This is a genomic window from Ethanoligenens sp. (assembly GCF_047718355.1).
Taxonomy (GTDB): Bacteria; Bacillota; Clostridia; order Oscillospirales; family Ethanoligenentaceae; genus Ethanoligenens.
Genome location: NZ_JBDNLG010000035.1, coordinates 1 through 25,856, shown reverse-complemented (window position 1 = coordinate 25,856; position 25,856 = coordinate 1). Strand labels below are relative to the sequence as shown.

Genomic DNA, 25,856 nt, shown 5'->3' with positions numbered 1-25,856 from the left:
GGCCCCATCGGTCTGTGTCACTAGAGACTTATATATATCGTATTCATTGATTTGATATGATTGATTTTCAGACGCGACGTAATCATATTGCTCTTGAATAGTTTGCCCAGATATTTTAGGCGGCGATATCAGTTTTTGGGCTTGTTCCGAAGTCTGCGTAGTCGGAGACTTTGCAAATGCATTTACAGAGAAGAGCAATGTAGCACTCAGCATTACTGCAACGCCTTGTAATATTTTTTTCATTTTATTCTCCTTTTCGTCGCCTCTTGTGGTATTTATTGTTATTTATGGAATAAGTATATCAAAACACTTTTAATATGCCTATAGAATACGGAATATCTTGAAATTTTTTGTATTAGGGCCTGTTTGAAAAAGATTGGAGTATGTATCGTTTCACCAAAATGCAAATAGCTTCCAGTAAAACGAAGGAGAAGAAGCGGGAGGCCAGTTTGTCATACCGGGTCGCCACTCTGCGGAACTGCTTGATTTTTTGAAAGAAGCACTCGACGAGGTGGCGTTCCTTATAGAGCCACCAATCACACGGCCAAGGCTCTTTGACGTTGGATTTGGGCGGAATGTTATAGGTAGCGTGTTGCTCCGTGATATAGTCCTTGATTTTCATCGTTCCGTATGCCCTGTCAGCCTGCACAACACTTTCTCGGATCATGACATGGGAGAGAACATCAACGGCAGCTTTGGAATCGTGCATATTGCCTGCAGACAACTGCAAATGAACCGGGTTCCCCAGTCCATCTACTACCGCATGAATTTTAGTCGTCTTTCCGCCGCGGCTGGTACCGATTTCCTGATTGATTTCACAGTTTACAGCCCCTTTTTAGCGCCCGCGCTGTGTTCGTGAGCTTTGATACTGGTGCTGTCCATGCTTAAATCCTGATAATCGGCATCAATGCTCAATATGGCGAATATTTCTTCAAACACATGCTGCTCATCCCACTTTTTGAACTTACTGTATACAGTCTGCCATGGACCGTATCTCTCGGGCAGATCCCGCCAAGGCGCGCCACTCCGTGCAATCCACAGGATTGCATTCAACATGAGCCGATTGTCCTTGGCTGGCCGCCCCTGTCCCTGTCGCTTATCCGGTGGCAAATATTGCTCAACCCGCTCCCATTCCTCATCGCTTAATTCGTACCGCCGTTTTGTTGCTGACATTTTCATCACCAAGCCGATTATACCATATTTGTGCAGATTTTGTTTTTCAAACACGCCCTAGCCAAAAGAGCAATATGACCCGGATTACCGGTTACAAAGATGCCCGTAAAATATACGTGAACTTGTTGTAGAACAACATCACCAAATGTAACAAGCTCTGCGGTAATAAGCACCACAACCGATCAAAATTTGGAAATTGGATTTTAAATATAGAGCGACGGATTTCACCAAAGCGTTAATAGCTGTGTGAAATCCGTTGCTTGCTGCTCACATTATTATGCTTATCTGACTCCTGTACGTTTAGTCACCCCCTGATACTGTCCCACATCCGTTGCGCAAACCAGACGTTCGACCTCGTCATTCGCCATCAGACGGGCAAGCAATTTAAACCGTCTGGCTTTGCCGTCATCCGGTGGCTGCACATACATCCACTCTTCCGGGATGATCGGGAGTGCCTCCAGCGTCCACTTTGTGGAATTGGAACAGGCCGGATTGTAAGCATCTGGCGCCGCAAGCGCCAACAGGTGGCCATTGCACCAGGAGACCAGATACCCATTGCCGGAAAAGTACCCGTTTTCCTGCTTTGACGCGCCGATCACGCCCGCGATGGATTCCGCCACGCTCCTTTTTTCGGTAATAACCAGGACAGACATTGCCGTTCACCTCCTGCTTTCTGTTATTCGTTGAAATCATCATCGTCATAAGACGTAGAGCGCTCCGCGTCTGTTCTCTTTGCGTCCTGCTTTTTCTGGTTCAAATTCTGCAAAAGGGACGGCGGCGCATCCTCTTCCTCATCGATGCCGTCCGGTCCGTCGCCGTCCTTTTCACCAGACTGCTCCTCCGCGCCATCGCGGCGAGCCAATTCTTTCTGTTCTTTTTGCCGGGATTCGGATACGTTATCTTCTGGATCTTCCGGATCTTCCAGATCATCGTCCATATCCATGCCATCCGGCGCATATGTTTTTTTGCCGTGCTTGGGTTTATAGATTTTGAAGTAATAGCCGCCGCCCGCAACCAGTGCAATAACAGCCAGGATGATAAATAAATAATTGCTCGAAAGTGAATTGCTCACCTTCTGTGAGTTTGTTTCTTTTGCCGTAGAAACCGATCCAGAGGACGTACCCGGCGACGTGGACGAAACCGTACCGGTACCCGACGCGGACGACGTGCCGCCTCCAAGTCCGCCGAACAAGCCTGATCCGGAAGAAGTCGTGCCACCGCCAATGACGCTGTTTTTACTGGACGCGCCGGCAATCATGGAGCGCAGCGTGTCCTCGGTCACCGGTGTGAGCAGATAGACATTCTGGCCGGTCGTGTTGCTTTTATCCACGACAAGATAGAGTACCGAACCGTCTGCGGTTTTGATTGTTTCAAATTCGCACTGTGAGGCGTCTACCGTCGCGTTTCCAATGACCGTGCCTGTTCCACTGACCGGTATCGTATCGGCCGAAGCGGATAAGGCGCAAACGGCGGCTACACTAAATGCAGCCGCCGCAGAAATCAAATATTTTCGGATTTTCATCATTTTGCTGCTTCCTCCTGTTGAATTGTTGCCTTATCTTGCTGAGAGGCGCAGGGGCGTTCCGAACCGTTTACCGCACCGTTATGCCGGGGAACAGGACCGCGACCTGATCCGGATACTTCCGACGCGTCGGGGCGCGCCTTTTTCAGGCCATCCGGTCCAAGCGTCTGCAATAATTTAGCAAACTCTTCCGGCTGCATGTTCCATTCATGTGCGGCCGCCCGTGCAGCTGTCGCGCAAGCCTCATCTTCCATTTCTTTGCGCGTGGCCGTATATTTTTCAAGGCGTTCCTGTTCTTTTGCCAGCTTTTCTCTGGATCTGGCAATCTTTTTATCAATTTCCGCGAAAGTCAAAAGACCACTCCTAACTGTTTTTGTAATACCGCAGGACATGCGGGACGTAATACGGGTCACCGTATGAGGACCACCCCATCTTGAGCGCTTCCATCTGTGAAAACGCGAGGGCGGTTGTCAGCGAATACCCGCCGTTTTTTTTAGCCCAGGAAATAAAGCCCGAACCGAAATTATATCCTTGCAGGGCCAATTCAATATCGGGCATATCCCCCGGTGAGGTAACACCGGCAAGCTGTAAGTTCTGGTGCAGTTCCTGAATACCGCACTGAATGGAATATGTGGGATTGGTAATGCCGTTCGGGCATTTAGGGTACTCTGTATTAAACGGTCCTTCTGCGGCCTGCATCGGGTCACCGCCCTGCCCACCGCTTTCCTGCTGCATGACTGCTAAAATAAGATTCACATAAGCGCTCATGCCGTACTGTGCGGCCATCTGTGTCACAGTGCCGGTATAAGCGCCCACGCTTCCGCCGATGGGATTGCCGCCTACCGTGATAGAGCCAGAAGTCGTGCTGGCGTCCTCTCCGATGTCCACAAAGATGTATGGGTCCAAATCTTCTCCATTGTGAAGAAATTGGACGGAAAACCCGGAACCGGTCGTCGCGACCGGGGTATTGGCCGCAACGGCCTGTCCCTGAGATACCTTAACAGACGCGCAATTGGTGTAGACGGCCGCCAGACCGTCCGTGCCGGTTATTTGGACGGTGCCGCCCGCCACCTGGGTAACGGTGCCCGCTATGGATGCGTTTACCTGCGTACCAACCGGCACATCCAACACCACCACATTGGCCGCGGACAAACCTGTAATATACATGGACCACCCAAATGAGAAGGGATTGCTGAAATACTGTCGGTTGCCTTTTGCCTGCATGAGGGCAGCGTACTCGTCGGCCAGACCATCCTGCGCAAGCAGAATTGCCAATAAGGAGGTGAAGTCCTGCGCGTTCAGATTGACGGTGAGGATGGTGTAAGGCTGCTGTGTAGTTGTCGGCTGTCCGGTTGAAGGGTCGGTAGTGGTTACGGTCCGCATCTGCGTCTGCGCGGTTAAGTGCAACTGGTATTGCATGTTGAATAGCTCATCCAGATGAGGCTTTACCGAAGTAAAAGAAAAGTCGCCATATACGGCTGTCAGGTAAGCGATCAGCTGTAAGGGGACATGTCCGATTGTGCCAACGGCATAATCGTATTCGTTATACCCAGGGTGGGTGCTTTGGATATTGGCTATTTGCGTGCGTAAGTCGGCCTCCCTCTGGCTGTAGTAACGGTCGGCCTGATCAATATCTGCGTCCGACGCGGCAAACGTAATGCTCTCAACCCCGCCCGCCGCGCCGGCAATGCCGGCGAAGACCGGCAATAGTGTCGTCGATATGAGCAAAAACAAGAGAAGAACCACGGCAATGACGGCTCCGACAATCGCCATGGACTGTTTGGTGGGAATCAGCGCTTGCAGAATGCGTTTGAATACCTTGGACGCGCTGCCGGTCAGGACTTTTTCCGTTTGCCGCCGCCGGATTTGGCGTACCATGCGACGGGTCGCTTCTTTTGCGGCCAATACAGCTGCATTTTTAACGGTTCCCGCCGCTTCGGCCGAAGCTCCCTGTACAGGCCCTTCTTTGTTGGCTCTATGCACCGCAGACGCAGCCGCGGCTGCGGCGGTGCGGAATGTGTGCGCGGGTGTTTTGCGCATGGACCGGGAAACAGGCGAGCGCTGCCTTGCACCCGTATTGGATGAAAACGGTGTGCTGCCACCGGGAGCTTTCTTCGAGCCTCCCCGCGCGCGCCCTCCAGAGGAGATATGCCGGAGAAGCATGTTAGCGGAGGGACTGGCCGGCGCTTTTGCCGGGCCTGTTTCCCAATATGGAGGTTTGTGTATAAATGCGGGCGGCTCTTCGCCGCCTGTCTGCGTGGGGGCATCTCTCTTTTGGTCGTTCCATTTGTGCGTCCGGGTGTACATGCCCCCCTGCAAGGAGCCTTCCGGCGTATATGCGCCGACTTTACGAGAGGAGGGCTGACGCGTAGGCTTGGGGCGAGGCGTATTCGGTTTTTGAGTGTTGGAACGATACGGGTTGTATTCATTGGATTTGTACGGATTGACAGCGTCTGCGGTCTTTAATGGAGCAGGATTGCGGGACGGGAGTCTGCCCCGCGGTGATGTGTTGGACGCTTGATGCCCGTTTGTCCGTGCCTTGTCTGCCGGCGTGTCGGACGGGCGGTTTCTCCGCCATATTCCAGCCCCTCCGGACGCGCTCGGAGGGGAATGCCCATATACAGGCATTCTGCCGTGTTCTTCCAACTGTGGGTAAGACGGGGCTTGATTTTGAGACCGGAAGCGTTCGCGGTTTGGGTTACTGTGAGAAGAATGCTGCTTATCCATCTTTTGCTGCCTCTTCCGGACGGTTCTGTAACTTTTCATTGGGTTTGGTATCCATCAACTTGTACAATTCCGTGTCTTGTGGAAATTTATCCACAAATGGAATGATGGTGTTGCCATAAAACATCAGCCCGGTACCGGGTTCAACCTGCGTGGCGTAGTGCATCTGCTGATCGGAGATGCCCAGGTGTCTGGCCAGCACTTCACCATCCGCCTTGGACTGATTAAGCATGAGAATAAAATCCGAGTTATCAAAAATGCTTTCGATTTCAGGAGACAGGAGCAGCTCCTTGACGTTCTGCGTGATGCCCGTCGGGATACCGAACCACTTGCGCAGTCTGCGAAAAAATTCCACTGAGTAGGCGGCGGTCTGTTCGTCGCGGAGCATCAGGTGAAATTCATCTTCGTAGAACCATGTGGACCTGTGTGAAGCACGGTTACAACTAATCCGGTTCCACGCCTGATCCTGCAAAATCAGCATTGCAATTTTGCGCAATTGATGACCAAGCCGCTTTAGGTCAAAGCAGACCAGACGGTTGCGTAAATCGACGTTTGTACGGTGATTGAATACATTGAACGAACCACTCACATAGATTTCGAGCGCCTTGGCGACATTGAGCGCGTCTGGATTGTTTTTTCCAAAATCCAACAGCAGGTTATAGACATCCTCCAGAACGGGCATGTTTTCCGGGCGCGGGTCGTTAAAATAGTCCTGATATACCAGCCGGACGCAACGATCCACAATAGATCTCTCGCCGTATTGCAGACCGTCTTTGCCGCCGAAAATTAGTTCGCAAAGTGACAGGATAAATTCGGACTTTGCAGAAATAGGGTCGTCGTCGTCCCCGTAGTTCTCGTTAAGATCAAGTGGATTGATGTAATTTTTGCTGGACACCGCCATCTCAATGACCTGCCCGCCAAGCCGGTTGACCAACAGGCTGTACTCGTGTTCGGGGTCTACAATGATGATGTCGTCGTCGGTTTCGAAAAAGACTTCGACTATTTCCCGCTTTGCCGTGAAACTTTTGCCCGAACCCGGCGTCCCGAGAATCAGACCGTTTGGATTTTTTAGGCGTTTCCGATTGACACGGATCATTTTTTGCGACATAGGGTTCAGTCCGTAGTACATAGCCTGCTCCAACTGAAACAATTCTTTAGAGGAGAACGGCGCCATGATCGCCGCCGCCGCAGTGTTGAACGCGCGGTGGATTTCCACCTGATTCACGCCAAGCGGCAGGCTACTCATGAGCCCCTGTTCCTGTTCATAATCCAGCGGCAGCAGTTCGCTGTTGTACTTGCGCGCAACGCCCGCCGTCTGTTCCATGTACTGCCTCAGCTTTTTCAGATTTGGCGCTGTATGCATGGCCAGAATGGTAACGGTAGACAATCGTTCATCCCGATAGTTAAGCACATCCAGTAGTTGTTTGGTGGAATCGCCGTACATCTCCAGATCCGGCGGCAGGACGTCCATGCTGTAGCCGTTCTGAAAAGATTTCTTTTGTTCGTCAATTTTCATTTTTGCAACATCCGAAACGGCTTGCTTCACTTTTTTGACAGCCCGATCATGGTCTATGGGTTGAAAATGCATGGTGAACGTGATGGGGATTTCCATGTTGAGCAGGTCGGGAAGAAATTCATCGGACATTTCACTGGCGTTGATAATCATGTGGGAAACCGCGCCCCACGTGTTTCCCATGCGAAATACGTCCTTGTAGCTGAAATCAAATGACGTGGGTACAATGAAATTCTTGGGGGTCAGTCCCGTTTGGGCAACATCCGCCCAACGGAACTTCATTTTTTTATGACTATTCGGGTGAAAGGCCGTGTGCAGCGTGCTCAGCCGTTCATATCCGTTGAGGGGACGGGAGAGTACGCCCATGCTTTTAAAATTGCCAATGATGTCTATTTCTTTGCGCTCCAGCACCCGTCTGGCATCGGCCGGGCTGTCCGCCTCCGCACCGAAGGTCAGATACCGACGCTGTATAATGGCATTGTTGCCCTTGGAGAGCTGGTCGTGCAGCATGTCGGTAAATTCTTTGCGCAGGACATCCAGCTCATCTCCTTTGGGCGCAAGGCCAATAGCTCTGCCGATATCGTCCGGATTTCCAAAATAGCAGCTGCACGTCAGCTGCCATGGGGTGTTGCTGCCAAAATAACTGTGAAATTTGCGCCATAGTTCAAAGACCCTGTCCTGTTCTTCACTTTGTGCCAGCTGATAATTGATGTCTTCAAAAACGAGCGTTTTGGTGTAATACCGTTTGCCCACATAGCAAAGACCACTTTTAGAGATGGCCGCAAACGGAATGCTTTCCAGAACGTGCTTCGGTATACTATCCATTCGACCGGCCCGTTCTGCCGGTCCCTGCGGTTTGCCGATGATGAAGTTCAGACCCTTTTGGATCTGCTTGTTGAATCCTGGCAAGACGCCTCGCCTCTCTTTCCTTGTGGACGTGTTTTTGCAGTGCATCATAAATGTTTTCCGAATGATAGGTGCGGATCTGTGGACGAATGAATTTTGCCCGCAGCAGAATGGCTATTTTTTTCTCAAGTGTCCGGCCTGTCTTCTTGTTTTTATAAAGAGCCAGCACGCCAAAAGGCAGGACAATCGCAATCATCAGATAAATAGCCACATTGTATCCGATTGCGGCGCGGGAATACCAGAAGGTAGCAAACCCAATAATGCCTCCCGCGCCGAAGAATGCAAGCTGTCTGCCGGTCAAGTTTTTAATGAGCTTGGTTTCGATTTTACTGAAATCCTTGTATATGGTGACAAAGCGCATAGCTCACACCCCCTAATGCGCGTTAAAAATAGATTTGGAAAGCGCTCCGGTTTTAAAGAGCGCGAAACAAAGCAGCAGGCCATAACCCGTTGCCTGAAACACACCTTGTACAACACCGCCTGCGGTTGAGAATGTCATTGTTTGAATCAATGTAGCATAGATACCCACGCAGACCATCATGAAAAAGCCTTGAAAACCAAGGGCAAACAGGGATTTCAAATAATTCTTTCCAATATCACCCCATTCATGGTTTGTGAGCGTTGCCATCGGGATTGGACCAATGGAACAATACATGTAGATTTCAACCATGCGTCCATAAATCAAAACGGTAATGATGAGGTTCAGAACAAAAGTTCCAACGTATGCAAGATTGGTCATGATCAGCACGCCCAGCAGCTCTCCGCAGTTCAAATTTTGCAGCTGTGCGTCCAGGCTGTCCAGCGCGAATTGTAAATTGGCGGAAGAGTTGATGACGCCGGCGCTCTGTTGAATCACATATTGTGCCAACTGGAATACCGCAATGACAATGTCAAATGTGTGTGTGACCAGATAAACGGCTACGGCTGTTTTAAATATCCACTTGAACAGCATCCACCCATCAACGTTGTGCATGTTGTTCTTTTCGGTAAGCAAGGCAATTAGCTCATAACAGGCAACATACGCCAATATGATACCTGCCACCGGCGTGATAACACTCTGCGACAGATTTTGCACCATGGTAAAAACGTTCGCGTTCCAGCCTTGCGGCGTTTGTCCCACTCCCTGCGCGATGCCGCTTACAGTCGTGTTAAGATAGCCGAAGATATTTGCCAGATTACCTTGGATTGCGTTAATCAGAAACCCTTTCAGCCAGCCGTTTAACCAGTCTGTTAACGGGCTGAGCAAAAATCCCATGACTTATCTCCTTATTGAAGTAAGTTTGCCAAAAGAGGTATCAGCTTCAGGCCAACAAAAATGATGCCGCCACCCGCCATGGCCTGTTTAATTCCTTGGCTTTTTGCACCCGGATTATCGTTGCCGTACCCGTCCATCAGGTTGATGATACCCCAACCTGCAAAACCCGCGCCAATGGCAATCACAATGGTCGCCAGTGTTGAAATCCCTTGTGTAAAGAAATCCATGATTCATTCCTCCAATGTCGTATGTGAAAACGGTATATGGCAAAGCCTCTCGGCTCTGGCTGGCAGAAAAAGGGTGCCTCTATACAGCAAAAGGGCTTCGTTTGTGCTTTAGCACGCTCGAAGCCCTTAACCATATTTCAAATTATGCAGTTCGTGGTCTTTATCAAAAACAAGGACATCGTTGCAATCCAGCCATTTCCATTTAGCCCGGACAAACAGTTGATTTCCAGCTGTCCGGGCATCAAAGGTCTGGCGATCCCATTCATAGGGCTGCCATTCCTCTGTAGAGCGCGTTGCTCTTTTCAGTGATAACGGTACCCCGGTGGGTGCCGATCCGTTCAATTTGCATCGTAGCAACGCTCCTTATCCCGCATTTTGGTCAGCATATTGGTCCAGATACCCATAGTCAAACTCTATGTACTCCTCATTTGCGCGAATCGTAAGCCGGTCGTTCAAATACTGTTCCACGAGGAAGGTGTTGGCCGGATCGGCATCGGAAAGATATTTGTAATAGGGGTGCTGGGTAATGTCGAACTTTTTGGATTTAAACGGACGCACACCCCGCAGGCGGAGAATGCACTCGTCGCCCTCCATCCGTGACAGCTCGTCCATTGATGACAGTTCACGGCCCGTTTTGTTGTAGTTAAAACCGTAGCTGCGTTGGGTACCACGCGAATCGCTGTTGGTATACAGATCGATGGTCTCTTTGCCAAGAGACTCGGACATGTTTTTCAACGTGTCATGCCCTTGTCCGCCAAGGAACAGCCGGCTGTCGCAGTTGTCCACGATGGTGTCCATTTTGTCTTTATAAATACCTTTCAGCTGGCTTTCCGATTGCAGAATGGGACAGGCGGACATGTTCCGGCTGCGGATCGATGCGATGATGCGCTCAAAGTTCGGGATTTTACCGGTATTGGCAAACTCGTCCAGAATAAACCGGACGTGGACAGGCAGGCGGCCGTGATACTCTTTATCCGCTTTTTCTTCGAGCAGGTTAAAAAGCTGTGTGTACATCAAGGCCGCAAGGAAGTTAAACGTGTCTTCGCTATCGCTTAGTACAATAAACAGAACGGTTTTTTGATTTTTATCGCCAAGGGTGTCCAGCTCCAGCTCATCGTAAGCGGTGAGATCGCGCACGTCTTCAATGTCAAACGGAGACAGGCGTGCACCGCAGGAAATCAAAATGCTTTTTGCGGTCTTGCCCGCCGCCAACTTATATTTGTGATATTGCCGGACAGCGAAATGCCGAGGATTGTTTTCTTCCAGTTCTGCGAACAACAGATCCACCGCGTTTTGAAAGCCGTCGTCATCCTCACGGACTTCCATGGCGTCGATCATTTCAATGAGGGTAGACATATTTTGCTCTTCCACCGGCGCTTCATAATGGATGTAACCGATTAGGGCGCAGTAGAGCAGACGTTCGGCGTCCTCCCAAAACTGGTCGCCACCGGTCTTATCCTCTTTTTTTGTGTTGGCAATGAGCGCCGTCACCAGTTTGAGGATATCCTTTTCGCTGCGCAGATAGGCGAATGGGTTGTAATGCATGGAATGTGCGAAATCCACCAGATTAAACACCTTGATGCGGTATTTCATCCGCTGCATCAGGTATCCACATTCATTTAAAACGGTGCCTTTCGGGTCGGCGACCACATAAGAGCTGTGACCCTGCATGAGATTTGGCTTCACAAAGTAGCGCGTTTTACCGGTACCAGATCCGCCCACAACCATCACATTATAATTGCGATTGTATTTCCAGTGCCGGGCTTTGCCCATGCCCAGTCGTTCTGTGGCCGTAAGCAGAATATTTTTACGGAACACCGGATCAATAAACGGCTCGATATCTGTTTCCGTGCCCCATCCGGCGTCTCCGTACTCCTTTCCTTTGCGAAATTTCTTCTTATCAAGATTGTGGGCCTTGATTGCAAAGAAAATAACCGCTGTACCGACAATCGCCAACAGCAGATCGTTGGGGTCAAAACTGAAAAGCGCCCCATCCAGCAAAACGGACGGGGCGCTCAGGAGTGTAAACAGCTTTCCAATAAACCCACCGCCATTTACTATTCTGCAAGATTGACCCAGTCGATCCAGCAACCAGAACACGGCCAGATAGGGTACCCAGTGAAGAGCGTTCTTTTTGATATACTTTTTCAGTTTTGCGGCGGTCATCTGGATTTCTCCTGTGTTTTGTTCCGCACTTTGGCGGGATTGACGCTTCTAACATACTGTTTCAGCTTTTTGAGTTTTTCCAACAACGACGGCCTGTCTTTGCCTTTGTCTTTTTTTTTCATCAATCGGCTGGCAAGCTCCTTTTGTACCTGTTGCACAACCTCTATGTTTTTTGATTCACACCACAGCGTCCATTTTGGAGGAGTATCCGTGATATCCTTGCGCAGGGAATAGCGCAAGCCGTGTGCACGGCAGATCTTATCCAGAATGGCGGTGTCTTCGGTATGGATCTCCTGACCGGTCAAGCCCCCGCCCGTGCGCACCAGATCTTTGTACTCCATTTTTCCGCTGAGCTTCTGATCCTGGCGTATCTGCTTAAGCGCCCGAATGAGCAAACCAAACAGTTTGAGCAATCCGCGCCCGCTAAGTTTGAGTGCGCGCACGGAAACCGCTACGGTACGCTCTTGCACATGTTCTTGCATGGTATGTACCTCCTTAGTTGTTTTAAAATTGAACGGGAAACAAGGCACGCAAAAGAGGGTTTAATACACGGATATCCCTGCGCGAAAAGATTTTACGGGACATGAGTATCGATCTTTCCGCTGCATTTCTCAAGACACACAATACAAGCAGCTCTATATTCTCGGCTTCATCCGGGAAACGCTCTTTGATAGCGCTCGTTGTTTCTATTGTGAGCAGATTGGAAAGTACATTGAGTGCTTCCAAATCAGTGCGGGGCATCTTTTCCGGATGGACACAATGTGCTCTGTGAATCAGATCAATAGCCGTCTGTGCGGAACGGACGATTCGATCACCCGTTACAAACGGTAATGGACGCTCCTTTGCATCATGCGGATCGTCTTCCGATGTATGGCGGGGTATAGGGTAACACTCGCCCGCACCCGCGTCAAAAGCCGGAAAAAGCTCAAACGACCGAAGCAGGGAAACGCATGAGATCCAGACGGCTTTTTGGACAATATGGGCAGCGTCTTTATACTGGTGATAATAGAAAACAGTGAGATCATCCGGCACGGATTGCGCCAACTTTTGAAATAGCAGATCGGCAACGCCCTCTTCTTCATACTGTATTTCCCTAAGCAGTTCGAGAACCGTTTTGAGATTTTGTTCTTCCAGCGTGCCCTGATAATAGACATAACCCACCAGTGCGTGGTAAAGGTGACCGCAAGCAACGTACCAATATGAGTCGCATTTATCGGTTCGCCACGCGGTCATTCTCGCCAGCGCGAATACAAACGCGTCAATATCTTTTAGGCAGTGGATCAGGGAAAACGGATTGCTCCGCATGGGCTGTTCGGTCAATATATGCAAAAACGGTATGTCCGCACCGAACAGATCACCGGGTTTGTCGCGGAAGGTTTCATCTTCCCACGGATTATGAGTTTGTCTTTTATCTGCATCGACAGGCCGGCACGCGTTTATGCGGGTCTTGATAGGCATGGCGAGCAGATCCTCCTGTTTAGCGACATCCTTTTGAACCTGTTGCATTTTTTTGTTTGCCATTTTGTTTTACTCCTTTTCTGCTTTGGATTGTGGAAAGATAAAAAAACGAACCAATGTCTCGGCAGCCTGCGCGAGAGGTACTTCTATTAAAAAAAGGCGTCGGATTTCTCCGCGCCTCGAAATGTTTTGATCGCCGACATACCACTGTCGATACTCTTCTTCGGGAATCTGTCTATAGACGCTGACCTTGTCAACGTCACACTCAATTTCATAATCCATATCGCCTATGGGAACTTCTATGACACCATCAGGATGTCGATTCATCAGAAGATTTAGCGAAGTGCCCAGGGCACCGGAAATTGCGGTTAAAGTGTAGAAAGGGGGCATAATCTCACCGCTTTCATATTTCTGTACGGTACGAAGCTGCTTCCCAATTTTTTGTGCGAGTTCTGTCTGTGTGTATCCCGCTTTTTTCCGATGATACCGGATTTCCTGTCCCACATTTTTGGCAATATTTAGTTTCGAAATTACTCTGGTCATACCTTGTCCCAAAACTCCAGTGGCTAAGCCCCACTGTTGGCGAGATGTCTGTTTCATCATATATCCATCCTATCGTTAAAATAAATTTTATGACACCGCTGTAAACGTCAGTTGCATGTTACCGTTATCTGTTTGTTTGGTTGGCCATCTGAGACTGCCGAGTTGTCCGACCAATTTGATATGCCCGGTGCCGCCCGGAGATAACACGCCCAACACCGTCGAGGCCCCGCCCGCCAGCTGCACGCCCTTATCGTCAATCTCCGACCATGTGGTGTTCCCGGATGCTGTTTCCTCTACCTGCGCACAGAGTGTAAAGCCGTTGATGCCGGAAAGCGCGGTTGCCAAGCTTTGCAGCGTGACCTGTGCTCCGACGTGGGTGTTGTTGTTAATCAGCGTGATCTCGCCGCCAGAAGTGGGGTAGCCTATGTTATTGGGATCGATTGTATAGGATGCGCTGGATGTGTAGGATACGGACACCGATCTGTCGATGTTGGACACTGTGACCTGGTAGGCGCAGGTGTTGCCCGCATTATCCGTCAGCGTAAAATTATAGGTACCATTGCTTGTTGCTGTGTAACTGCATGTGTTGCTGCCCACCACCGTACCACTTGGCAGAGTGATGGACTTGACACCGCTTTGCGCATCGGTGGCCGTGACATTGATCGTTACGCTGCCGGTCGTCCAGTTGGATGTCGAGAGATTATAACTGCCGGTCGGAGGCGTGGTATCTCCGGCGTAAGGATCATAATTGGATACCGTATAGGTGCGCACTGCTTCTTGCCCGTCGTCAGTTTTAGCCCATACCGTAACCGGCCCGTTTTGTGAAACTGTGAAACTATTTGAAGTTAGAACAGTTCCATTGCCTGCGTCAAAATAAGATGCAGGTTGTGTTCCATATGCCCATTTGCGCGTTATCCCAAGGCTTTCATCGCTGCCGGCTGGTACCTTTGTGTAATATGCTCCATTTATTGCTACAGATGAATTTGCTTCATTACCACCCAGTCGAACGGCGGAGTCTTCGTAAGCATTTGTTGCTGGATTTATAATCTGCAACTCCGAGTAATTAAAATGCCAACTCGAATCTGCAATATAGTGTTGACAATTTATTGTAGTGGTTGTGTACCCACCCTGCCAAAGTGCATTACAAAAATCCGGCCCATCTGCCCAAAAAGAGCCTGATAGATTTTTGTAAAAATATCCCGATATATACTTATCTCCAACATTTGAATAATCTATACCACCATCCCTATATACAAACGTATGCTGTATTGGTTGAGAAAACGTGTAGGAATAATCAGACCAAGACGGGTATGGAGCCATACTATCCGAGTATGCCGCCGTGGTCATATCAAACCAATCTCCGTCTGTTCCCGCCACACTTCTTTCGTCATCATGATTATTTATTTTGGTTGCAAGGACATTGACAACCGGCGTCGTTGTTGCCGTACTATTATCTGACTGTGTAACACCAAGCATCAACGTGGCATTCGCAGTTGATACCGTTATCATCTGCGTCTTTTCATACCCATTAGAATCCTTTAAAAATACAGTGTATGACCCAGCAGACGGTAAATCTACAAAAGAACCAGAAAAACTTGTACTTGCATTTCCTTGTTCAAAATACGAATAATCCTGCTTTCCCTTTACCCAACATGAAGATACAATAGAACCACCAGCAGAATCTGTGTACTTAAAAGATACAGGCACATCAGTAGATTCAACCAAGGGCGCAGAATAGGCTACTGTAATTGGAGATAAGTAAACTTGTGTACTACTATGCAGTGAAGATGAGCCATCGGAATTTACAATATAAATATTAGTGGTGTACCAACCATATGATCCACTATGCTCTGAAGCATTTACCCGACAACTCCAATATGATGTATAATTAGAATCTGAAGAGTCCTTAAACATGTAAACACAACTTGTTTCATTATAAGTAACTGTATCCGATACACCAAGTGCATTTGCATATGTGCAATACCTAAGAGTGAAGTTTGGAGATGCAGAAGAAACAGGAAAGCCGCCAATTGTGTATCCTGTCGTATCATTTGCTGAAACAGTACCCAAATGGGTACTGTCGCAGATATAATTGTTTTCCGAATCCGCGCGTGCCAAAAGGCCATCGCCGTGCAACAATATGGTCAGTACAGCAAGAAGTATTACGACAGATTTAATTCTGATTTTTCTTTTCATTTCCAGCTCCTTTCGTCAAATTTTAATTATAAGCGATATATAAAGCGCAAACGCGCTTATAGACAAAATAAACGGCTGGTTTCCCAGCCGCCCGGAGGTTTGTGCGAATGATTATGACAGAGAGACGCTAAATGCGACGGAACCAGTCGGCGTCTGCGTCGTGCTGATCGCGCGCCCATAGTTTGCGGCCAGCGCGAGATTGCCGGTCGCACCGGAAGGAAGCGAACCGATGGTCACGGGTGCGTGGGAAGCGGCCCAGTCAGTGGAATTGTTATACCCGCTGCTCCAACCGGTGGAATCGGTGACACTGATGCCAAGAGCAATTTTGCTGCTACTGTCTGCGGCATTCAGGCTGCCCCAATTTTCCGCTGTCGGCAGGACGTCCGTAAGTGTGCCGGAGCTGTCGGCGGTCAGAGACTGCACACCGATGGTAACGGGTACCACGGTGTTGTTGGTTACGGAAAGCGCCGGAGCCGTAAAGGTATTGGCGTCGGGATTGATCGAATAGGACACGCCGTTGGGGACGGTAACGCTAATAGTGGTCGGGTTGATTGTGCCGGTGATTGGTACACTGGCAGATGCGGAGCCTGTGCCGGTCGCCGTTTGGGTGGTCGCTGCGGACGCTGGCAATGCCGCACCTGCGATCAGCGCCACGGCCATAGCCGCAGCTGCAATTTTCCCACCGAGGTTCCGTCGGACGTGGTTGATAATAGACATTGGTACACCCTCCTTGTAAATGGTTATATATCATCCGGCGTATTCCGGTTGATAGCTGAGATCAGTTTTACAGTCTTTTCGATGCTCCATGTTTTCGTACTTTTCTTATAATTAGGATCAAGGAAAAGAAAACGAGGAGAAGTGACTCCCCGCCAACGGTGAACAGGAAGTAGTTGAAGTCATGCGTTAGGTAACTGATCCCGATGGATGCCAAAGCCCCCAAAATTGACAAAATTGCCACTGCAAGAATTAGGAGCGTAGTTTTCGTGACTGCACTAATTCGGTTTTGATTCATATAATTACCTCCAGAATGTTTTATTTATCATCCGGTCTGGCCGGTTGATAGCATTGATAGCAATGCAGGTGCCTTACTCCTTGATTTTCTGTTCAATTTCCGTATGCCCACGGCTAAATCTGGCATTTAAGATTTCCTTAGGGCACTCACGCCATTCATCATCCAACCAGCCGACATGCAGTACAGATTTCCACCCATCAATACAATGTTCTACTGGTTCGACGACAGCGTTAAAATCATCACAATAAATGACTTTAACTGGCATATCCATGTAACTATAATCCCTGCCCAATGCAGGTGCGGTTCTGATCGCATATTTTCCCACCAAGTCTTTAATAAACATTTCGTTTTTCTCCTTTACTTTCCCATAATCATTACTCTACGAACATTCTCAATTGTTTTCCTTCTACGTAAAACAATCTTCGATATATCCAATGAAAGGATATAAATTGAAATATGACTGAAACGAGCATACCGATTTCGGTGCAAAATGGAGTTGGTATGAACGCGGCCGCAATTCGTAGGCCGCGATCAATACAACGATTAGCAGAAGTGATTCGTCTTGAATGGTTTATTTGGCAATAGGCTTCTTTTATCGTGTACAAGGGTGCCAAATAAAATCCAAATATTTCACCTCCCAGCATCAGAATTAATACCCATAACGTTGGGTGATAAATATTATACAGTACAGCACACCCGGCTAATGAGGATAGTACCAAGACTGTTGTAAATTTGTATGCATTTTTCAGACTGCTGCTATAGTTCACATTGTTAAGACTGGAATCTATTTCAGCCGCAGCGTTAATGGCATACGAAGCATCCCACTGTGCATCTGTAATCAGTGTTACAAATGTAATAACAACCATATAGGTAGTCCCGAAGCTAAAAGCCAGTTTATATCCCACAAAGAATGATATCAGCATTCCAAGATCACCAAGAACACCATTCGATGCAATTTTTATATTTTCTACAACATTTACAATCCCAAGTGACATTTGTGCATTTCGTATGACAATGAGGATTGCGATGATACTATCCACACAGAGAGTAATTGCAACAGCATGTGCTTTATCTTTCAAGGAAAAGCATAACACAACCACAAGGGCAAGGTTTGAAAGGTTATATACTAAGGTTATTTTATTTGCCTTACTATTCTTCTTAGCATAGTAAAGCTGTGAACAAACAAGTTTAATAATTGTTTGCAAGCAGAGCAATAAAATTGCATAAGTACAAAACAACCCATACTCTGTGTAACTTATATCCATGATATGAACGAATGATTTTGTATTCAAGGCAAATGAACCAAACAGCAACAGGATCACAATAATCCCCAATGTAAAACTTCGTTTAGAGATTTGTTGATCATTTGCCTTAGTAGCTCTGATGTTTGCACCACTTGCAAAAATGTCCACCAAAGTTTGTGAAAAAAATTGTGCGGAATATGTAATAGAATAAACCACTGAAATATGTGGGTTCACGGCGAAGCCTAACATAATCCAGACGAGCATTTGCGTTAGTGTAAAAAGTAAAGAATCAAATCCAATTTTGAGTAATCGTATCACGTTAGTTTCCTCATTGAATATTCAGCGTCAAATTTTGTACAAAAGGTTTTTTGTTCAACAGCTCTTCAAGCCTATCACATTCTAATTTGATTCCATTTTCGATGATTCTACCCTTTTTTAACCCCGTCAAATGGTTTGCATGGTCTAATAACGCTTTTGTCTCTTTGCTAACATTGGCAATTACTTTAACAGAATCGTCACTTGTATTTTGCACATTTTCTGTTTTCGTGCTATCCGGTACATCATTGGTAAAATGTTTTTTAAGTGTTGTTCCTTGCATTATCTGCTTTTCAAACTCTGTAAATTTTGCACGTTTCATTTATTACGTCTTCCTCCGCTTGTTAAGTTTATTGAATGTTAAGCGTCAAGTTTTGAACGAAAAGTGGTGTGACTTCAATGTACTGGCCCCCGTTCAATTTGTAGCTGTGCATTTCCGCGCAGATGACCCGGGTCTGTCCGGTCAGCGGGGCGTCCCAAACAATTTTGTTGAAGTGCTGACCCGGTCCGATAATTTGCGATTCGCCCAGGCGTGTTGTTTTGGTGTCGATCATGACTTTTTTTGTGGTGCCATCGTCCTGCTTTTGATAGCTCGTGTTGACCGTACACTCGTAAAACACCGCCTGCTGGTACTCGGTTGGATTGTTGTTGACTGTTGCACTCCACTGCCCGGTGGCGCTGCCGGCGATACCATACACAACGGTGGACGGGGCATAGGTGGTTCGATCTGAGGCGGCACTTGTCGCATGGGATGGAGGCACCGTATTGTCCCCGAAGCCAGCCGCACTGTCCGGGCCGGAGCCGATTTTTTTGCTTCTTGCCGACAGTGTGGTCTTGGGTTTCTTATCTTTTGGGTTTTGAGTGTTGAAAATCGATGCTACAACGGAGGCTACAGCGTCCCGGAAGCTGGGAACAAAGGCGACGCCTGCGGCAAAGACCGTCGTGGGTATAAAAATGGCCAGCAGTAAAACTGCCAGCCGCCGCTTCTTCTTGGTTCCTATCTTGTTTGGTTCGGTCATGTTTTCTTTCTCCTTTACCATTTAGATGTAAATTGGGGTAAAGTGCTTAAAAAATCCCAATGGTTCCGGGCCTGATCACGCACAGACCCGGAGGAAGCACATCAGTGATGCAGATATGGAGCGACGTAGGAGATGACCGTCACGATAGCCAGCCCCGCGGCGACAATACTTGTAAAGACCATGCGCTTTTTGAGTTTCTTGCGGATTTTTTCATTTTTCTGCTTTTTGAGCAGGGATTTAAACTGGAACAAACAAAAGATTACAATAACAGTTGCGAACAGAAATACCAATTGCATGGGAATCATAAAAATCTCTCCATTCATATAGTTCATTATTTATTGATACGGGATAACCCGCACGTACCAATCCTGCGGCAGCGCGCCTTGAATCTGGATTGTGCTGGTCTGGTCATTGCCGAGCATCCCGGCAGGCGACCAGCACTGCGAAGTCGTTGTCAACACGGTATAGGGACCGTCCGGGAACCAAACCGGGGTGTAGTGACTGTGAAATCCGTATTGACTAAATTTGTTGGCCTGCAAGTCAAATTTTCCATTCCCAAGGCTTTCAAAAAGCCGGTAGTATCCGGCATACCAGTAATTGAATTCCGGATATCGTCCCTCTGTGAGCTGTGCAGGAGTGGCACTGTTTGCATCCACTGCCGCACTGGTTAACGATGTAATCGAAACATTGGAGGTCACGTTTTCATTAATTCCGTAGCCGGATTTCATTACCCACTGCCCGGAAGCATTTTTATAGGCGGTCGCGATCCGCGTGCTGCCGTCTTTATCTACCTCAGGTGAGATAGATAAGTTGGCATTTAATGTTGCCGCGTAAATACGTTGCTGGAATCCACCGCCCGCGAACACCCAATCACTCCATGTGAGGGATGGAGCGTAACCGGATGGATTGGGCGTTTGTGACGCAAACCACGACGGCTTCGTATCGTTATACGTTGTTTGCGGCGGCGTGGATTCTGTGGGTACATTGATGTTCCATTGCAGTGTACTGGTCCAGCTGGTCTGTGGGGTTGCGTTTGCGGCTTTCAAAGCTGCGGTCATGGTATATATACCCGCTGTGGAAGGTGTATGCCAGCGGAACCAAATCAGATTTTTGCCGTTTTGTGGGCAGACAGTCGCTTTACCCTGCGTTGTATACGTGCTGCCATTTGGACTTTTTGCTGTAAACACCATTACGGCGAAATCGCTTGGCATAACCGCTGTAGCACTGCTGTCGTTTACGATTACAGACGTGATCACATCTTCATTTGTCAGATACCCGGCATTTGGTGTCTGGATATTGACGGATAGCCCAGTGCCACTACTATAGGGGCCAAAAACGCCGCTGGAACCGTTCCCGGCAACATCCGTTGCCTGCCAATGCAGATACCATGCCCCATCACCCGGAGGAGTGAGCTGCACGCCTGCGGTGTAGTTTTGCCACGTTCCCACATCGGTCTGGCTTTGTGACCAGCTGTACTGTGCCGTGGACACCCCGCTTCCTGTGCCGTTTGCGGCACCCGGATCTTCAAAGTCCAGCGTGATCGGAGCCGACCCGGATTTCCAGTCGCTTGCCGTGGTAGATACGGAGCACGTGGGTGGGATGGTGTCGATCTGCACCGATGCGCCGATTACCGCTGTATTCCATGCGTTGTCGATACTGCTGAATTGAAACGAATGTGTCCCTTGCCCACCAGTGCCATCACTTTGCACACCCATGGCTCGCATGGTTGCGCTTAGCAGCATGTTTTTCACCCAATTGGTGCCGTCATTGTAATCAAAGCCTTGATAACCTTGAGCGTTTCCGAATTGATTCACGCCATCAAAGATTGTTTGCAACGAGGCCAGATTTAGGCCGGAAACATCGGTGGTCTGGCTGGTGTCGTCACGGGAAACAACGACATAGGTATCGCTTCCGTTGAGATCTGCAAGATTGAGCCAACCATTGTGAGAGAAGGACGCTTGCGTGTTGTTCAGGTTGGTGGCCATGTCGGGTGCTATGGTATCCCACCATAGATACCGTTGGCCAGTCGCGTAGTTTCCGCTTGCATCCATACCCGCGTAAGAGATAAGGTTATAGCCTTGATGCAAGCCAATCGTGTTCCATGGCTGGGACGTAAGGTTCCAGCTATAATCTGCATTGACGTAGTCGGTATGACTGGGGTCGTAATAGCAAAACTGAGAGGGGGAAGCGGACATAACCGGATGTAACCAATCCCCGGACCAAAGCTCATAGTATCCATTTCCTACTTGATAAACATTAAATCCCCCTCCAACTCCACCGTCTGTGTTGTTGCCGACCCACACCGTGTCCCCGTTGCCGGGTAGTTTGCTGGTATACCCTATGCTGGTTGGCAGGTGATTCCACCATGTTGTTTGATTCCAATCGGTACCGCTGAAATTGCCGGTGCCGCTGACGATATAGGACAGATCTTCGGAGTGAATGTAGTGTGTGGTATACTCAAGACCGTCATCTCCACCGCCGTTTTGGGGAACCGTAATGGGATATGTGACGCTGCCGGCGAAGCTGCCATCTGAATTAAAGTATGCGACAACCCAATCTCCGGGAAGCAGGTAATGGCTGATTGGCTGCGTGCAGGCAGCATCTCCATACAGAGGGATTGCAGGCGCGTTTGCCGCAACTTGGCCGTAATGTGTATCCAACCGATAGCCAATGCGTCCACCAGGCCACTGGTTTGTGTCGTTTCCCGCAGCGGATACCAGTGTTGTGCAAATTAGCACGGCAAAAATGATGATCAGCAAAAACTTCACAGAGAGTTTAGGTTTGCCACGTATTCGCTTCATTTGCATAAGCCTTCTCCTCGCAAATAAAAAAGCCCTCCGCAAAAAGCGGAAGGCTACAATAAAACAATTTAGATTATTCGATGTTTCCAGTAGAATTAACCGTAAAACTATACTTAGCTACGACGGTCCCATCGTGGGCGGTGAGTTGGAGGGTGTAAATTCCAGCAGTAAGGTTGTCAAAAACAAAACTGCTATCAATCCCAGCTCCCCCAACGACAGCATTGGAGGTTTCGTTTACAGGACCCAGCAGAGACGCTGTACCCGGCCCCTTATGCGCCATGCCCAGTGCCGGCGTGGTGTTAATATCGGCATATCCTCCGCCAACTTCATTTGCGAACCCCACTCCTTGAAAATGCACGGTTTGTGCAATGCCTGTAATCTCATCTGTGTAAGTGCGGGTCGTGTCCACTCTGACGTATTGAGAGGCTAATGTGCCGGAACCGCCGCCAGTATTTCCACCTGTATTCCCGGCACCGTTTCCTGTAGCTTCACCGGGATTTCCCACACTGTTCGCCGTTTTGCCAGTCCGTGCTTCAGAGCTGCTGAAATCGCCCGGCACGGTAACGGTGCAGGTGTCGCGTTGTCCATCCGGGTTGGTCGCGCGGATGGATGCCGTACCCACGCCGACCGCCTTGACATTGCCGGACTGATCAACTGTTGCCACGGCGTTGTTTGTAGAAGTCCATGCAAGCGTCCTGTCCGAGGCGCTATCAGGCGTAATATTGGCGGTGATCCGCGAGGATGCGCCAATGGACAGCGTGAGAGAACGGTGGTTAAAGTCCACTGATGTGACCGGGACGGTCTGTAACGCCTGCGCGGCAGTGGGAGCTGCGCCGCTGGGCGCTGAAGCCGCACTGACAATCGGGATGCTGCTGGCGGATGAAGGCGTGCTTTCAGAGGAAATGACCGATCCCGAACTATTGGAACTGCTGGTTCCAGTTTGCGAAGATGACGCTACCGCATCAATCTTAAACCGATTGTCCGCTGCCGTTACAGAAGAACTGATATTGCTGATTGCAATTGCAGATACTAAGACTGCGGCGATTGCGCAGACCCCAATGCCCAAACCAATCTTGCCTTTTTTTGTGGCAAGAATTTCTTGGATTTTTGCCTTTGTCAGTATGGTCAACTCTTTGAATCTGCCCATAAGAAGACTCCTTGCTCTGTTGAAAATAAAAATTATTGAACATTTCCGGTGGAATCAACCGTAAAGTGGTATCGAGCCACCACGGTTCCATCGCCTGCGGTAAGCTGGAGGGTATAAGTTCCAGCAGTAAGGTTATTAAAAACAAAACTGCTATCAACTCCAGCTCCCCCAACGACGGCATTGGAAGTTTCGTTTACAGAACCCAGCAGAGACGCTGTACCCGGCCCCTTATGCGCCATGCCCAGTGCCGGCGTGGTGTTAATATCGGCATATCCTCCACCGACTTCGTTTGCAAACCCCACTCCTTGAAAATGCACCGTTTGCGTGATACCGGTGATCTCGTCGGTATAGGTTCTTATTTCATCATTCTGATAGTTTGCTGCATTCTGCACTGTAATTCCTTGCGTGGCCCAAGAGACAGCCCCATCGTTGCCGATGCCGGCAACAGCCAACGTGTAGTTGCCGTTAACAAGAGTGCCGGTGGGAACCGTGCAGCTGTAGCCGCTGTTTAAAGCGCCATAAGCCGGCAATTTGTTCTCGACATCTTGTCTTGCGGTGAGCGTACTTCCCGGAACCGAACCAAGGCTAATTGCTGTGCCACTGCCTGCCGGGTACGCGTAAATGTCCACACGGCTGATGCCGGAAGAGTTCAGCGCCCAGCCGTACACCGGGATAGTGCCTGTGTAGGTGGTGGACGGCGTGTCAAGGTCTGTGATCGGTGGCGCAGAAGTTGCGCTCACGATATTAAACTGGGATGTAGCCCACTGGACGCTGTTATCCGTGCCAATGCCCGCCACGCAAAGCGTATAGGCCCCCGGCGCAAGGGCGCTCACATCGGCGGTCAGGGAATAGCCACTGTTGAGTGTATTATAGGAAGGAAAAACGTTTTTTACATCTTGCCGCGCCGTCAACTTATCGCCACCGACCGAGCCAAGACCGTGATATTTGCCCGCGCTGTCCAGCGCGTAGATGTCCACCCGACCAATACCTGCGGCATTGAGCGCCCACCCCGAAACAGCAAGCTGCCCGTTTGTTACGCGCGTCCCCGCTGTCGGCGTGTCAATATCTGTGATTGGCGCGGCGCCAACGGAAATATTTTGTGTTGCCCACCGCACATCCCCGTCGTTGCCGATGCCCGCTACCGCAAGCGTATAGCCACCGGGTGCGAGTGCATTTGCAGCTACAGTTAAACTGTACCCGCTGTTGAGTGTATTAAAGGTGGGAAATGCATTTGCCACGTCTTGTCGGGCGGTCAACTTGCTCCCGTCCACCGAGCCAAGGCTATGCGGTGTGCCATTTCTGTCATAGGCATAAACGTCCACGCGATTGATACCATCGTGGTTGAGCGCCCAACCGGCCACCGTAAAGCTGCCGTCCTGCTCACCGGTTGGTGTGTCAATATCCGTAAGCGGGCCGGGGCCGATGTTGATCGGCGTGCTTGCCCAGTTGACTGACCCATCCGTGCCGATGCCCGCAACGGATAACAGATAAGCCCCTGCCGGAAGAGCAGACACATTCGCCGAAAGGCTGTAACCGCTGTCCAAAGTACCAAAGCTGGGCAATGCGTTTTCAACATCTTGGCGCACGGCCAATTTGCTCCCGTCCACCGAACCAAGGCTGTGCGCGTGGCCGCTTGCGTCCCACGCATAGACGTCCACGCGGTCAATGCCCGTCGCGTTGAGCGCCCAGCCTGCAATGCTGATTGTGCCGGACACCGAGGCGTTTGCTGCCGGTGTGTCGATGTCGGTGATTCCACCAACCGCGCTTTGCAGCCGCTGCACCCCTGCGGCTGTAATGATTGGCTGAGCCGGTGACGCCTGTGCGTAAACAATACCAACCGATGATGTAGCGACCACCAGAATGGCAGCGGCCGTCACGATTGTCAGTTTGGCGTGTGTTCTTTTGCTCTTCCTGCTTTTCATAATGATTCCTCCATGTCGCGTTGTCAGGCTACAGTGTGCTCCTTTTTATGTTTTCGAGCTTGTTTTCGGGCAAGTTTTTCCTGCACCATACTTTCCCGAATCGTATAAAGCTCATGTGCTCTGCGTTTAACTTCAAGTATTTTGGCTTTGTTCTCTTCGGACATTGCATCGAAAGCTTCACGCTCCGCATTTTCATAATAAGAATTCGGATATTGCGGATTGCCAGCAAGAAAACGTCTGGAGTACAGTGAACAAAAGCTCTTGCGAATCTCGTTTAGTAGTTCAACCAGTGAACCAAAAATAAATGGAACTCCAAATGGACTGATGGCGAATGCAAAAACTGCCGTTATAATCCATGTCGGCCAAAAATATTTTGTAGGTGCCGGAAAATAGATCCATTTTCTAAATGTGAGATTAAAATAGGCGCCTAAATCAATCACACAAAAAAGGGTAAAAAGCATACAAGGAATAAAAAGAATCATCGTTCCTATTGTATAAATCAACCGTCCAATTGCAACCACAATGGCAAACGCCGCAATGATAGGAACCAAAACAATTAAGAGAAGAATTTTTATAAAAGTCAGCATTTTCTTTCCTCCTGATTCTCCATACATTTCCTGTTTCTGGTTCCATCTTACACTGCCATTATTTAACTGTCAACGCTGTTGACAAATTCGTATTTACGCACAATAGGTCATTGCCTGCTCATAAGC

Annotated in this window: 25 protein-coding genes; all 25 read right to left on the bottom strand. The window is 49.1% G+C overall.

The features are described 5' to 3' along the window. A partial coding sequence (locus tag ABF463_RS07165; protein ID WP_415532894.1) for a hypothetical protein occupies nt 1-243 on the bottom strand: 243 nt, incomplete at its 3' end. Nucleotides 244-355: 112 nt separating this feature from the next. Then, nucleotides 356-1,173 (bottom strand): IS5 family transposase gene (locus ABF463_RS07160; protein ID WP_415532893.1). Its coding sequence is split into 2 segments (ribosomal slippage): nt 356-826 and nt 829-1,173, totalling 816 coding nucleotides; the frame shifts between segments, so codons are not numbered across the junction. Nucleotides 1,174-1,454: 281 nt separating this feature from the next. Continuing rightward, the gene (locus tag ABF463_RS07155; RefSeq protein WP_415532892.1) at nt 1,455-1,826 is read right to left on the bottom strand and encodes a hypothetical protein; all 372 of its coding nucleotides are present in this window, start codon (nt 1,824-1,826) and stop codon (nt 1,455-1,457) included. 23 nt (nt 1,827-1,849) lie between these two features. After that, complete coding sequence (locus tag ABF463_RS07150) at nt 1,850-2,698, bottom strand: CD1107 family mobile element protein (RefSeq protein WP_415532891.1); 849 nt, start codon at nt 2,696-2,698, stop codon at nt 1,850-1,852. Next, the gene (locus ABF463_RS07145; RefSeq protein ID WP_415532890.1) at nt 2,695-3,048 is read right to left on the bottom strand and encodes a hypothetical protein; all 354 of its coding nucleotides are present in this window, start codon (nt 3,046-3,048) and stop codon (nt 2,695-2,697) included. Before ABF463_RS07145 ends, ABF463_RS07150 begins: the two co-directional genes overlap by 4 nt. Before the next feature lie 10 nt (nt 3,049-3,058). After that, nucleotides 3,059-5,422 carry a CD1108 family mobile element protein gene (locus ABF463_RS07140; protein ID WP_415532889.1) on the bottom strand — a complete coding sequence of 788 codons (2,364 nt, stop codon included), beginning with the start codon at nt 5,420-5,422 and terminating at the stop codon, nt 3,059-3,061. Beyond that, entirely contained in the window at nt 5,415-7,841 is a 2,427-nt protein-coding gene (locus tag ABF463_RS07135) for a VirB4-like conjugal transfer ATPase, CD1110 family (protein ID WP_415532888.1), read from the bottom strand. The genes ABF463_RS07140 and ABF463_RS07135 overlap by 8 nt, the downstream gene beginning before the upstream one ends. Next, entirely contained in the window at nt 7,750-8,199 is a 450-nt protein-coding gene (locus ABF463_RS07130) for a PrgI family protein (protein ID WP_415532887.1), read from the bottom strand. The genes ABF463_RS07135 and ABF463_RS07130 overlap by 92 nt, the downstream gene beginning before the upstream one ends. Before the next feature lie 12 nt (nt 8,200-8,211). Beyond that, nucleotides 8,212-9,093 carry a VirB6/TrbL-like conjugal transfer protein, CD1112 family gene (locus ABF463_RS07125; protein WP_415532886.1) on the bottom strand — a complete coding sequence of 294 codons (882 nt, stop codon included), beginning with the start codon at nt 9,091-9,093 and terminating at the stop codon, nt 8,212-8,214. 11 nt (nt 9,094-9,104) lie between these two features. Next, nucleotides 9,105-9,320: a Maff2 family mobile element protein gene (locus ABF463_RS07120; RefSeq protein ID WP_415532885.1), complete on the bottom strand. Its 216-nt coding sequence runs from the start codon at nt 9,318-9,320 to the stop codon at nt 9,105-9,107. Between the two features lie 363 nt (nt 9,321-9,683). Next, the gene (locus tag ABF463_RS07115; protein ID WP_415532883.1) at nt 9,684-11,486 is read right to left on the bottom strand and encodes a VirD4-like conjugal transfer protein, CD1115 family; all 1,803 of its coding nucleotides are present in this window, start codon (nt 11,484-11,486) and stop codon (nt 9,684-9,686) included. After that, on the bottom strand, nt 11,483-11,968 hold the full coding sequence (locus ABF463_RS07110) for a DUF3801 domain-containing protein (RefSeq protein WP_415532882.1): 486 nt from the start codon (nt 11,966-11,968) through the stop codon (nt 11,483-11,485). Before ABF463_RS07110 ends, ABF463_RS07115 begins: the two co-directional genes overlap by 4 nt. 22 nt (nt 11,969-11,990) lie before the next feature. After that, on the bottom strand, nt 11,991-13,007 hold the full coding sequence (locus ABF463_RS07105; protein WP_415532881.1) for a hypothetical protein: 1,017 nt from the start codon (nt 13,005-13,007) through the stop codon (nt 11,991-11,993). 6 nt (nt 13,008-13,013) lie between these two features. Continuing rightward, entirely contained in the window at nt 13,014-13,547 is a 534-nt protein-coding gene (locus ABF463_RS07100) for a helix-turn-helix domain-containing protein (protein WP_415532880.1), read from the bottom strand. Nucleotides 13,548-13,574: 27 nt separating this feature from the next. Continuing rightward, nucleotides 13,575-15,683 carry a hypothetical protein gene (locus tag ABF463_RS07095; RefSeq protein WP_415532879.1) on the bottom strand — a complete coding sequence of 703 codons (2,109 nt, stop codon included), beginning with the start codon at nt 15,681-15,683 and terminating at the stop codon, nt 13,575-13,577. Between the two features lie 111 nt (nt 15,684-15,794). Continuing rightward, nucleotides 15,795-16,400 (bottom strand): hypothetical protein, encoded by a 606-nt coding sequence (locus ABF463_RS07090; RefSeq protein WP_415532878.1) that lies wholly within the window; start codon nt 16,398-16,400, stop codon nt 15,795-15,797. A gap of 368 nt (nt 16,401-16,768) precedes the next feature. Then, nucleotides 16,769-17,038, bottom strand: a complete 270-nt coding sequence (locus ABF463_RS07085; RefSeq protein ID WP_415532877.1) for a hypothetical protein — start codon at nt 17,036-17,038, stop codon at nt 16,769-16,771. 31 nt (nt 17,039-17,069) lie between these two features. Beyond that, complete coding sequence (locus ABF463_RS07080) at nt 17,070-18,257, bottom strand: hypothetical protein (protein ID WP_415532876.1); 1,188 nt, start codon at nt 18,255-18,257, stop codon at nt 17,070-17,072. A 10-nt stretch (nt 18,258-18,267) separates the two neighbouring features. Next, nucleotides 18,268-18,576 (bottom strand): hypothetical protein, encoded by a 309-nt coding sequence (locus ABF463_RS07075; RefSeq protein ID WP_415532875.1) that lies wholly within the window; start codon nt 18,574-18,576, stop codon nt 18,268-18,270. Nucleotides 18,577-18,604: 28 nt separating this feature from the next. Then, nucleotides 18,605-19,273, bottom strand: coding sequence for a hypothetical protein (locus ABF463_RS07070; protein ID WP_415532874.1), 669 nt, complete (start codon nt 19,271-19,273; stop codon nt 18,605-18,607). Between the two features lie 101 nt (nt 19,274-19,374). Continuing rightward, the gene (locus tag ABF463_RS07065) at nt 19,375-19,578 is read right to left on the bottom strand and encodes a hypothetical protein (protein ID WP_415532873.1); all 204 of its coding nucleotides are present in this window, start codon (nt 19,576-19,578) and stop codon (nt 19,375-19,377) included. Between the two features lie 30 nt (nt 19,579-19,608). After that, a complete protein-coding gene (locus ABF463_RS07060; RefSeq protein WP_415532872.1) occupies nt 19,609-22,074 on the bottom strand; it encodes a hypothetical protein in 2,466 nt (821 codons plus the stop codon). A 73-nt stretch (nt 22,075-22,147) separates the two neighbouring features. Next, the gene (locus tag ABF463_RS07055) at nt 22,148-23,221 is read right to left on the bottom strand and encodes an Ig-like domain-containing protein (protein WP_415532871.1); all 1,074 of its coding nucleotides are present in this window, start codon (nt 23,219-23,221) and stop codon (nt 22,148-22,150) included. Between the two features lie 32 nt (nt 23,222-23,253). Then, nucleotides 23,254-25,143 carry a hypothetical protein gene (locus ABF463_RS07050; protein ID WP_415532870.1) on the bottom strand — a complete coding sequence of 630 codons (1,890 nt, stop codon included), beginning with the start codon at nt 25,141-25,143 and terminating at the stop codon, nt 23,254-23,256. A gap of 23 nt (nt 25,144-25,166) precedes the next feature. Further along, complete coding sequence (locus tag ABF463_RS07045) at nt 25,167-25,730, bottom strand: hypothetical protein (RefSeq protein WP_415532869.1); 564 nt, start codon at nt 25,728-25,730, stop codon at nt 25,167-25,169. Nucleotides 25,731-25,856: the final 126 nt, after the last annotated feature.

Coding starts and splice junctions, on each gene's coding strand:
- ABF463_RS07155 (WP_415532892.1), bottom strand. CDS start 1,826: ATGTCTGTCCTGGTTATTACCGAAAAAAGGAGCGTGGCGGAATCCATC.
- ABF463_RS07150 (WP_415532891.1), bottom strand. CDS start 2,698: ATGATGAAAATCCGAAAATATTTGATTTCTGCGGCGGCTGCATTTAGT.
- ABF463_RS07140 (WP_415532889.1), bottom strand. CDS start 5,422: ATGGATAAGCAGCATTCTTCTCACAGTAACCCAAACCGCGAACGCTTC.
- ABF463_RS07130 (WP_415532887.1), bottom strand. CDS start 8,199: ATGCGCTTTGTCACCATATACAAGGATTTCAGTAAAATCGAAACCAAG.
- ABF463_RS07125 (WP_415532886.1), bottom strand. CDS start 9,093: ATGGGATTTTTGCTCAGCCCGTTAACAGACTGGTTAAACGGCTGGCTG.
- ABF463_RS07120 (WP_415532885.1), bottom strand. CDS start 9,320: ATGGATTTCTTTACACAAGGGATTTCAACACTGGCGACCATTGTGATT.
- ABF463_RS07115 (WP_415532883.1), bottom strand. CDS start 11,486: ATGACCGCCGCAAAACTGAAAAAGTATATCAAAAAGAACGCTCTTCAC.
- ABF463_RS07110 (WP_415532882.1), bottom strand. CDS start 11,968: ATGCAAGAACATGTGCAAGAGCGTACCGTAGCGGTTTCCGTGCGCGCA.
- ABF463_RS07105 (WP_415532881.1), bottom strand. CDS start 13,007: ATGGCAAACAAAAAAATGCAACAGGTTCAAAAGGATGTCGCTAAACAG.
- ABF463_RS07100 (WP_415532880.1), bottom strand. CDS start 13,547: ATGATGAAACAGACATCTCGCCAACAGTGGGGCTTAGCCACTGGAGTT.
- ABF463_RS07095 (WP_415532879.1), bottom strand. CDS start 15,683: ATGAAAAGAAAAATCAGAATTAAATCTGTCGTAATACTTCTTGCTGTA.
- ABF463_RS07090 (WP_415532878.1), bottom strand. CDS start 16,400: ATGTCTATTATCAACCACGTCCGACGGAACCTCGGTGGGAAAATTGCA.
- ABF463_RS07085 (WP_415532877.1), bottom strand. CDS start 17,038: ATGTTTATTAAAGACTTGGTGGGAAAATATGCGATCAGAACCGCACCT.
- ABF463_RS07075 (WP_415532875.1), bottom strand. CDS start 18,576: ATGAAACGTGCAAAATTTACAGAGTTTGAAAAGCAGATAATGCAAGGA.
- ABF463_RS07070 (WP_415532874.1), bottom strand. CDS start 19,273: ATGACCGAACCAAACAAGATAGGAACCAAGAAGAAGCGGCGGCTGGCA.
- ABF463_RS07065 (WP_415532873.1), bottom strand. CDS start 19,578: ATGATTCCCATGCAATTGGTATTTCTGTTCGCAACTGTTATTGTAATC.
- ABF463_RS07060 (WP_415532872.1), bottom strand. CDS start 22,074: ATGAAGCGAATACGTGGCAAACCTAAACTCTCTGTGAAGTTTTTGCTG.
- ABF463_RS07055 (WP_415532871.1), bottom strand. CDS start 23,221: ATGGGCAGATTCAAAGAGTTGACCATACTGACAAAGGCAAAAATCCAA.
- ABF463_RS07050 (WP_415532870.1), bottom strand. CDS start 25,143: ATGAAAAGCAGGAAGAGCAAAAGAACACACGCCAAACTGACAATCGTG.
- ABF463_RS07045 (WP_415532869.1), bottom strand. CDS start 25,730: ATGCTGACTTTTATAAAAATTCTTCTCTTAATTGTTTTGGTTCCTATC.